Source organism: Neobacillus terrae, from assembly GCF_011393025.1.
GTDB classification, from domain to species: domain Bacteria; phylum Bacillota; class Bacilli; order Bacillales; family Cytobacillaceae; genus Neobacillus_A; species Neobacillus_A terrae.
Genome location: NZ_JAAOEO010000003.1, coordinates 154,201 through 164,326 on the forward strand (window position 1 = coordinate 154,201; position 10,126 = coordinate 164,326).

Consider the following 10,126-nt stretch of genomic DNA (forward strand, 5'->3'; position numbering starts at 1 on the left):
GGACTCCTATTATGGCTGGAAATTGGGTATAATATTAGAATATGGTTTTTTAAGCGTGGCGGCGCTGGGCTTTGTTTTAAGAAGCTGAATATGAGCGTGGAATGCTGCGTAATGAGGATAAACATTTATTGTGAGTGATATTGGTTTCTGATAGATTGGCTGGTTTCAGCCTGTTTTTGAGTTCATTTTTATAAAAGGAGGTTTTGACGGAGATGTCGATGCCTGCTAGTGGTTATGTCCGGGCGATGTCGGAATGGGTGATGGAGAAGCTGCGGCCTGAGGCTGAGGAGGATGCACGGCTGGTTCAGAAAGGATTGATGCTGTACCGCCAGGGCCTGGTGAAGATTGATTGGATTGATGAGGATGAAGTTAAGGCGACGGTTCAGGATGTAATGCCGGCTAAAGTGGTGCTTGATCTTACTTTCTTGGATATGAGCAGCTGTTCCTGTCCTGGTGACGATTTGTGCCGCCATCAGCTCTCGGTGTTTTTCAGTGTGTATTCACGTGAGGCGAGTGTGGCTGCGTGGATGGATACATGGCGGAGGCCGGTTAAGGAGAAGAATGTGCTGACAACGCTGGGGATCCAGAAGGCGAAGGACCTTATTAAGGCGAACGGAATTTTGAAGCCTGATTATACCAGATGGATAGAGTCCTTTGAGGAGAGTTTCAAGGAGATTGTGCTGTCGAAAAATTCTTCTAATCTTTATATAGTAGCAGAGCTTTTCAAGATTTATATGCGGCGTATTCGTGCAGGTGCTCCGATTGAGCAGGAATGGAAGCTTTTGTATGAGCTGGTGGCTTCTGTGTATTCGTTCCGACGTCTGGCCGAACTGTGCGGGGAAATGGGACCTGCAGGTACTTCACTCCGTGAGACTTATGAAAATATGTTTTCCCAGCTCTTGGATGAAGCGGAGTCTCTTGTTCACAGACTTGGAGTGCAGGCGATGCCATTTGCTTTTGATGAGTTTATTGAGAAGCTGAAGGATGAAGCATTTTCTCTGCTGGCACCAAATGATGACCTTGTTTATGAGAGGATTTACTTATACCGCCTTCTTTGGACGCATCTTTTTAAAAAGAAGTCTTGGCGTGAGGATGAGCTTGAAAAAATCCGGGTGAGCTTTGAAAATGTGCTTGATTGGCAAAATCCTCTGCCATTAATGATTGCAGGAGTCCATATTAATTTTGTGCTCCAGCGGGATGAAAAGGCACTTGGCTTGATTGAAGCTATTAAGGGGACAGAAGCTGTTCCATATCTTTTATACTGGATTAATTGGTTTACAAGCCAAAAAGCCTGGGACCGGGCTGAGCCGGTTGTGGAGTTGTTTATTCAAAAGATAAAGAGATATATGGACGAACTTAATTATTATGGAACAATGAGTTTTACTAAAATGTCCTTAAAGGCCATTTCGCCATTCTGCGAGGCTACTGACCGACAGGATTTATATGAGCGTGCGATGCTGCAAATGATGCCTTTTAGTTATCGGGAGTACGAGCGCCAACTGTTTGAACAGGGGCAATATGAAAAATGGGGCGAGCTTCAGGCCTTCCTTGGATATGATTTGGATCAGCTTCCTTCCGAGAGGCTGAAGGTGATAGAAAAAGAAATGCCGGAGGTGCTGATGAGCCTCCTTCATCAAAATGCCCAGCAGCAGATTGATTTAAAAAACCGCCAAAGCTACCGGCGTGCGGTTCGTCGGTTGAAGAAGCTCAGGACGATGTATAAAAAACAAAAGCGCCTGGATGACTGGCAATTCTTTTTTGACAGTCTTTTGGAGCGGACGAAACGGCTGCGCGCTTTTCAGGAAGAATGCCAAAGGAGCAAGCTGATTGATGCTTAGTACAAAATTTTTCAAACTGGATATTATGTCGCTTGAGGATAATCTTTATTTATTATGGGCCAAGGATGAGGACGGGCATATGATTGAGCCCAGCCAATGGAAGAATCTTTTGTTCAGCCGGCACGAGGAAAGTTATTATGGAACGATGCTTGAGTTCGGGAAGGTCAATGGGGTTGAAGGCGTTATTGTTAATGGCTGGCAGCTTGTTTCGCTGTTTTCCCGTGAATCGTTCAACCGGTTTGTTACCTGGGACTGGAGTGAAGACGCTGAAGTATGCCTTGCTGCTAGTCACGCTCTTTATGAAGGAATCGTTGAAAAAGACTGGCTCCCCGATTTTGCCGCGATGGAGGATGGAGAATTTCGCTGGCAGCTCCCCGAGCGGGTTAAGGATGAATTTGATGGATCCTTTTGGAAACAGACTCTATCGGACGGTGATTCTGAAGATGAGGCGGACCGTACGGTGGCCAGCTTTATTTCATCGCTGTATAATGATGCGCTGGATTCCTATTTAACGCGCAATCCTGAAATGAAGAATGCATTTGGGCCAAAGCTGCGTCTTTTGAAGGAACAAAAAATTCCTGCAGCAGAGCTTTCACAATTTTTTGATGAGAATAGCTGGCTTGAATGGGTTGGAATTAAAGAGAGTCCTCTCCCCTTTACTATTGGTCTTCGGCTGAATGAACCAGAAGATGGCGAGGGATTCTGGCTGCTTGAGGTATTTTTGCGCAGCAAGAAAAAGCCGGACCAGGTATACGTCTCTGATGATAAAAAGCGGCCAGCTGCCTGGAAGGAATTTGCCGATGACGTGGAGCGGGAGAAAGAACGATGGGTTCGTCTGATCCCTTGGCTTGGTACCTATGGCCGGCTTAAGGAATCGCTCACAGAGGAAGAAGCGTGGATCTTTTTAACCGAAGCAAGTGAAACACTTGTGGCTCTTGATGTTGAAATACTCCTTCCCGGCTGGTGGCAAGTAATGAAGACTGCCAACCTGAAGGTGAAGGCCTCCCTTAGAGGCACTGCAAGCCACCGACCTTCGTTTGTAGGACTTCAGGCCATGCTTGATTTTAACTGGCGCTTTTCGATGAATGGTGTGGATTTGTCAGAAGATGAGTTTCATTCCCTTGTTGAGGAAAAGCGGCGTCTTGTGTATATTCGCGGCCGCTGGGTGAAGCTTGATCCGCAGTTTATCCGCCAAATTCAGGAAGTGATGAAAAAAGCTGAAAAAGAAGGCCTCCAGGTACGCGATCTTCTGGAGCAGGAGCTTTCAGAAGGCACTGGATCAGAGGATGAGCTTGAAAATCCAAAAGCCTTTGCCAAGATTCAAATCGAGATGAACCGCCAGTGGAAGCAAATGATCAGGCAGCTGTCGGAAACAAGTGAAATTCCGCTTCAGCCTGTGCCCTCTAGTTTTCATGGCGAACTCCGCCCGTACCAGCACTTTGGGATGAGCTGGCTGTTGTTTTTGCGTCAGTATGGATTTGGTGCGCTGCTTGCTGATGATATGGGACTTGGAAAAACCGTACAGCTAATTTCTTATTTATTGTCGGTTAAGGAAAATGAAAAACAACCCGATAAGGGTGGCACAGCCATTGTAGAGGAAATGGCAGCAGGTCACGAAGTGGAAGCTGCAGACACACAGGATTTCGTCAGCAGGAAATCAGCGCCCAGCCCTTCGAAAGAGGAAGTAAAGGGAGCGCTTATCATCTGCCCTACCTCCGTTCTCGGCAACTGGCAAAAAGAATTAGAACGATTTGCCCCTGATCTAGATGTATATTTGCATTATGGCTCAAACCGTCTGAAGGAAGAAGATTTCATTGAAAGGGTTAGGACAGCAGACGTTGTTCTCACCTCGTATGGGCTTAGCCATTTGGATTCAGATGAATTCCAGTCGGTTAAATGGAGTTCTATTGCCATAGATGAGGCGCAGAATATTAAAAATGCAGGTACAAAGCAATCCCGTGCTGTACGTGATTTGAAAGGACGACATCATATTGCTCTGACCGGAACCCCGATGGAAAACCGGCTTACTGAACTCTGGTCCATCTTTGATTTTGCGAATCATGGATATCTAGGCAGCTTAGGCCAATTCCAGAAGCGTTTTGTTATTCCGATTGAGAAGGATGAAAAGAAGGAAAAGGTTCAGGAGCTTCAGTCTTTAATCCGGCCCTTCCTACTTCGCCGGACGAAGAAGGATGAAGAGGTTGCCCTCAATCTGCCGGATAAGCAGGAACAGAAAGAGTACTGCCCGCTTACTGCTGAGCAGGCTTCCCTTTATGAACAGCTTGTCCGCGATACCTTTGCTGAGATAGAAAAATTATCCGGCTTTGAGCGCAAGGGGCTTATTTTGCAAATGTTAAGTAGGCTGAAACAGCTTTGCGATCACCCGGCCCTCTACCTAAAAGAAAAGCCAGCTCAAAACCTGCTTGAACGCTCGGCAAAGATGGAAAAGCTGGATGATTTGGTTGATGCCGTTCTTGAGCAGGATGAAAGCTGCCTAATTTTTACTCAGTATATCGGTATGGGTGAAATGATTAAAACACAGTTAAAGAAGAAGTTTAAGATTGAGGTGCCTTTCCTGAATGGAAGTATGCCAAAGCATAAGCGTGACGAATTGATTGAAGCTTTTCAGGCCCGCAAGTTCCCTGTCCTGCTACTTTCGCTTAAGGCCGGCGGCACTGGTCTAAACCTGACAGCGGCCAACCATGTTATCCACTACGACCGGTGGTGGAACCCTGCAGTTGAAAACCAGGCTACCGACCGTGCCTACCGGATTGGCCAGCAGCGATTCGTGCATGTACACAAGCTGATCTGTACCGGAACGCTTGAGGAAAAAATTGATGCTATGCTTGAGAAAAAACAATCGCTTAATGATCAGATCATCCAGAGTGAAAACTGGATAACTGAACTTTCTACAGATGAATTGCGTGATTTGGTTTATTTAAAATAAATATAGGCTGTCCGATATTGGGCAGCCTACAATTTTGGTTAAAATATCTCTTTACTTTATCATTAACATTTTTATCCTTATAGTAGACTATGCTGTTTTATTTCCTCCAGGCGAATTAGCCTTCTGAAAGAGCTCACTTCCACACAAATCATCAGTGGAATCCCATACCATCTTTCCAATGATAAAAATAACAGAGGAAAGAACAAATATGAATATTAGTTTCCACCTAAATTCCCCAATGATGAACCTCAGTTATTTAGGTTATTATTTCATTTGTAGTTTTTTTGAATTTATATTTTGGCGAATAATTTTTTTAAACCTATTAATATCTCCCTTAGAGTGAAAAAAACTTTTAGGCAGAACTATCGCCTTATTACTTGATATTTGCAACCGAAATAAATCTTTATATTCATATATAGAAATGATATCATTCCATTCAATTTGAATATTAGAAGCTTTTCTTTCTTGATTTATTCCGTTGCCATTAATCCAATATTTCACTTCATTTTTAATCACTTGATCACTGGTAAACTCCTTACGTACACGAAGGTACAATAGAAACCATCTAATTATCTCGACTACAATCCCGATTATTATAGAAACGAATAATGAATAGCCAATCCCAAGCTCGGGATTAAACATTTTAAAAATAAAGAATAAAACAATGATTACACTAAAAAAATAGTAGGTCTCCGGTTTTTTCTTTGCATGAAAATTGTATCTTTTAAAATCATTAAAAGTTAATGTTCCTGATAATTCTAATGCATTAGGTGACATTCATTTACCTCCAATTTATCTAAAGCATAATAAAATCCACACTGTCCCTCTTGGGAAGGTGTGGATTTATTATTAAAGACTAAGTATTATTTATTTCTTTAAAATTCCCCTTGAATCAAAATAGTACCATCTACCACTTATTTTTTGTCTTCCAGTCAGCATGATTCCTTGAATGTTAAAGAAGTACCTTTTGCCGCTAATCGTTTGCCAGCCTGTTAGCATCCATCCGGACGCATTAAAGTAATACTTCTTGCCGCTGATACTCTGCCAGCCCGTCACCATCATACCGGACGCATTAAAGTAATACTTCTTGCCGCTGATATTCTGCCAGCTCGTCACCATCATACCGGACGCATTAAAGTAATACTTCTTACCGCTGATACTCTGCCAGCCCGTCACCATCATACCGGACGCATTAAAGTAATACTTCCTGCCGCTGATACTCTGCCAGCCCGTCTGCATTTCTCCATTTGCATTAAAATAATATTTTTTACCACCTATGCTTTGCCAGCCTGTCATCATTTCTCCGTTTGAATTAAAGTAATATTTTTTACCACTACTTATAATTTGCCAGCTCACCAGCATTGCACCAGTTGAATTGAAGTAATACTTCTTCCCACTTATTGATTGCCAGCTCACCAGCATTTGACCCATATTATTAAAATAATATTTGACCCCTGAGATAGTTTGCCAGCCAGTTAACATCGCACCGTTTGAATTGAAATAGTGCTTCCTGCCCGCTATAAGCTGCCAGCCTGTCTGCATTTCTCCACTACTATTAAAGTAATACTTAAATCCAGATATAGTTTGCCAACCCGTTTGCATTGCCCCTGCAGAATTGAAGTAATACTTCTTTCCCTCTATAATTTGCCAGCCTGTCAGGCTTTTTCCATCATTATTAAAAAAGTATTTTAACCCGTCTATAATTTGCCAGCCGTTTGGCGCAGTGCTTAATACGCTACAAGAATATCTTCCGTTATTATCAGTAGCCAACCCAATTAATTTGCCAGCCTGATAATAAATCTTTAGCCAGGTTAAATCCTTATCTATCGTATATAAATATTTATCTGAATTGTATTGGTATACATCAATCCCTTTGTCTTTCCGTGCAGCAAATGTCAGCTGATCTGGGAGACTAAAAGCATAATCTTTATAGCCAGCCTCTTCCTTTAAGCTAAATTTATAATGCATAGATAAATCAAAAACAACACCGCTGTTATTGAACAAGCTGGAACCATCTGGCGTAAATTTAGCATATGGTTCAAGAGAAAAATCACCGTGGTAAGGAGAATCGCTGTGCTGCCTTAAAATACCGTCTTCAAACTGATATTCCTCTACGTCCCTAGGACTTAGATTAGTAGTAAGGGCATAAATACTGGAGGTTTCACCATTATTATAGATGTAGGAATTATCATGGATATTAATTTCCATTGTATTAGGATTTGGTATTTCTTCCCCTGTTGCAACCGAGTACACTTTAAGGGGCCCATATTTTGATCCAGAGACAATATAAATATATCCCTTCTTATCAATAGCGATATCAAATGGATCCGTATTAATATCTATTAATCTGGTTACTTTAAAAGTTTCGGTGTCTATCTCTGCAATTGCTCCGGTAAAAGATGATGCATAGGAATATCTGAGATGGGAGCTATTATGCTGAGTAACATAAAGTTTATTATTATAGAAATCGATTCGCTCTGCTGGACTTGGCAAAGTTATTGTCTTAACCTCTCCGGTCGAAAAATTTACCGAATAGAGGTTCTTACTTCCAAACTTGGTAATATAGATAACAGGTTTTACCGGATCCAATACTGTATCATTCGGTCTAAATCCCAAATTTTCAAGAGTTCCTAATGGGATTGTCTTCCCCGGTAAAGGTAAGTTAGCTGATGGCTGGAAATCTGTTTTGATTGGTTCAATAAAATATTTCCCGCTGCTATCCTTATCAATGGTTATTAAGCTGCCATTTTGAAAGTGAAGCCTTTGAACATTTAAATCCTTTCTTAAGGAATATAAGAAATTAGGTGTCCCGTATTGATATACATCTATTCCACCCGTGGTACTTGCACCAAAGGTTAAAGAACCATCTGAGTTAAATTCAAAATCATTATAGGTCTTTCCTAAAGAAAAACTGAGTTCCATATCCCCTGACTGATAATTGGCAAGGCCAAATACAAGCCCGCTATTATTGTAATAAGTCAAACCTTCAGGAGACAATTTACCTGTTCCTTTTATGGTTTTATTCCAGACTGTGGGATATTGATAGTGATTCTTAATTGTACCGTTATTGATTTCATATGCTTCATAACCTAAAGAACCACCGTAATTAACATTCCCATAAATTTTTGAGGTTGCTCCATCAAAAAGGATATTTGTGGATTCGAACATTTGAATCATATGGATATTTTTTACCAATTGTATTATCTCTTTATTTTCATCAATGGAATATACTCTCAATTGTCCCCATTGTCCTGATCCAGGAGAAATATATATGTAGCCATTATCACCAACAGCTATATCATAGGGATCTTCATCAATATCCATGATTTTATTCAAGGTGAAACTATCAGTGTCTACCTCTGCAATCCCTCCAATATGTGAACCAAAGTTGTAATGGTCATGTTGTATTTTTTGCTGAGTAACATAAAGTCTATTATTCTTGATATCCAGTCTTTCTGCTGGATAAGGCAAATTTAGAGAACTTATTTCTCCTGTAGAAAAATTAACAGCATAAATTGTTTTGCTGCCTAAACTTGTCATATAAACAACCGGCCTGACAGGATCAATAGCTGTGTCATTTGGAGTAAAGCCTAGACTGATAGGTGTTGTTGAAGCATGGACTTGATTGTTTTGAAAGAAAGGGACGGAAGAAGATAACACTAAAAAAAGGATTAAGAGAGATTTTAAAAGCACCTTCAAGAGTAGCCCACCTTTTAGTTTAATATCAAAATTTTACCAAATAAGCCTTTAAAATTACATGGGAATTTTAACCTATAAAATCACAGTACTAATATATCCAGCTAGTCGTTTACCTTATTTTGGTATTTATATCAGCAATTTTTCAGGACTTTTTCCCCTCTTTTTCATACCATTTATGGTTTATAGTGGTATTGTACTTAAAAACAGACAAAAATAGACAAAAGGTGGGAAATGAGTGAAGTTAGCATCATTGTTTAAGAGTTTCTTGTGTTTTCTTGTCCTATTTTCTCTTTTTATGGCATATGAGGGAAAGCCGGCAGAAGCTGCCTATTCGTATCAGGCAAAAGTGACTGCCTCAAATCTTAATGTTCGTTCTGGAGCTGGTACTGGATATTCCACTGTAGGCTCAGTTTCACAAGGAAAGATTGTTACAGTTGTCGCCCAAAAAACCGGATGGTCCCAAATTGCCTATGGAACTTTAAAAGGCTGGGTATCCTCGCAGTATTTAACCCTGTCTACTTGGACAGGTTATGTAAATGCCACAAGCTTAACTTTGAGGCAATCCGCTAGTTTAACAAGTGCTAGTTTGGCCGTACTTCCACGAAACACAGCTTTGACAGTCCAAGGATCTGATTCCACCTGGCTGAAAGTGTACGTGCCTTCTAAAAAGCTTTATGGCTGGGTATCATCTTCTTATGTTTCAAAAAGTCCAGTTGCCACAACAAGTTCTGTTGTTTATCCTCAGGTCGTTTTAAAACAATCAACGAGCATGAGAAAAGGACCCGGAACTGGTTATGCTATCCTTTCCAATGAAACAGTTGGAACTACTTACAGCAAAATCGGTGAAAGTAATGGCTGGTTTCAGGTGAAGAAGTCGAATGGTGTTACAGGGTGGATTCTTGGAACGCTGCTTAGGGATCCTGCAACAGTTCTTAAAGGGAAAATTATTGTTCTTGATGCCGGACACGGAGGGTACGATGTCGGTGCAGTTGGCCGTCTTTATTATGAAAAAAACCTTACTCTAAAAACGGTCCTTCAGCTTACTCCCATTTTGCAAAAAGCAGGAGCGAAGGTTGTCTTAACAAGAAGTTCTGATGTATACCAAACCCTTGCATATCGCGCTAGTATTAGTAATACTAACCTGGCAAATGCCTTTATCAGTGTTCACTATAATTCACTTAACTCTACTAGTACAGGACTCATGACATTTTATTATAGTTCTTCAAAGGACCAGGCTTTGGCCACATCCCTTCAAAAGGGCATTAGGTCTAAAACCACGGCCCTTCCTGATAAAGGTGTTAAGTTCGGCGATTATCACGTTCTTCGGGAAAATAAAAGACCAGCTGCCTTAATAGAATTAGGGTTTCTTTCAAATCCTACTGAGGAAAAAGTAATTTCTTCATCAACGTTCCAAACAAACGCGGTAAATGGAATTTATACTGGTTTATTTAATTATTTTCTAACAAGATAAGATTGTGAATTATGGGAAGAAGCCATATTTGGCTGCCTTCCCTTTTTTTAGTGCTACTTTAATATTTTTTCATGTTGACGTAATAGCTACAAAATCAAGGTAAAAATTGTCGAAACAAAAAATAAATTTTGTAAAGATATACAAGGTTAAAGCTTCGTAATAAACGAATTC

Annotated in this window: 5 protein-coding genes; 3 read left to right on the top strand and 2 right to left on the bottom strand. The window is 40.9% G+C overall.

The window, feature by feature from the left end:
• Window positions 1-212: 212 nt before the first annotated feature.
• A complete protein-coding gene (locus tag G8761_RS05380; protein WP_243449898.1) occupies window positions 213-1,838 on the top strand; it encodes an SWIM zinc finger family protein in 1,626 nt (541 codons plus the stop codon).
• Window positions 1,831-4,785 carry a DEAD/DEAH box helicase gene (locus G8761_RS05385; RefSeq protein WP_166024861.1) on the top strand — a complete coding sequence of 985 codons (2,955 nt, stop codon included), beginning with the start codon at window positions 1,831-1,833 and terminating at the stop codon, window positions 4,783-4,785. Before G8761_RS05380 ends, G8761_RS05385 begins: the two co-directional genes overlap by 8 nt.
• A gap of 264 nt (window positions 4,786-5,049) precedes the next feature.
• On the opposite strand, the gene G8761_RS05390 is transcribed toward G8761_RS05385, so the two are convergent.
• Together G8761_RS05390 and G8761_RS05395 are read right to left on the bottom strand one after the other, a co-directional pair.
• Window positions 5,050-5,562, bottom strand: coding sequence for a YcxB family protein (locus tag G8761_RS05390; RefSeq protein WP_166024429.1), 513 nt, complete (start codon window positions 5,560-5,562; stop codon window positions 5,050-5,052).
• 90 nt (window positions 5,563-5,652) lie between these two features.
• A complete protein-coding gene (locus G8761_RS05395) occupies window positions 5,653-8,478 on the bottom strand; it encodes a hypothetical protein (RefSeq protein ID WP_338000919.1) in 2,826 nt (941 codons plus the stop codon).
• Window positions 8,479-8,719: 241 nt separating this feature from the next.
• Here G8761_RS05395 and G8761_RS05400 point away from each other — a divergent pair, with 241 nt between their 5' ends.
• Window positions 8,720-9,955 carry an N-acetylmuramoyl-L-alanine amidase gene (locus G8761_RS05400; RefSeq protein ID WP_166024431.1) on the top strand — a complete coding sequence of 412 codons (1,236 nt, stop codon included), beginning with the start codon at window positions 8,720-8,722 and terminating at the stop codon, window positions 9,953-9,955.
• The last annotated feature ends 171 nt before the right edge of the window (window positions 9,956-10,126 follow it).

What these genes read in the sequence shown, in the direction of transcription:
- G8761_RS05390 (WP_166024429.1), bottom strand. Translation starts at nt 5,562, where the DNA reads ATGTCACCTAATGCATTAGAATTATCAGGAACATTAACTTTTAATGAT.
- G8761_RS05380 (WP_243449898.1), top strand. Translation starts at nt 213, where the DNA reads ATGTCGATGCCTGCTAGTGGTTATGTCCGGGCGATGTCGGAATGGGTG.
- G8761_RS05385 (WP_166024861.1), top strand. Translation starts at nt 1,831, where the DNA reads ATGCTTAGTACAAAATTTTTCAAACTGGATATTATGTCGCTTGAGGAT.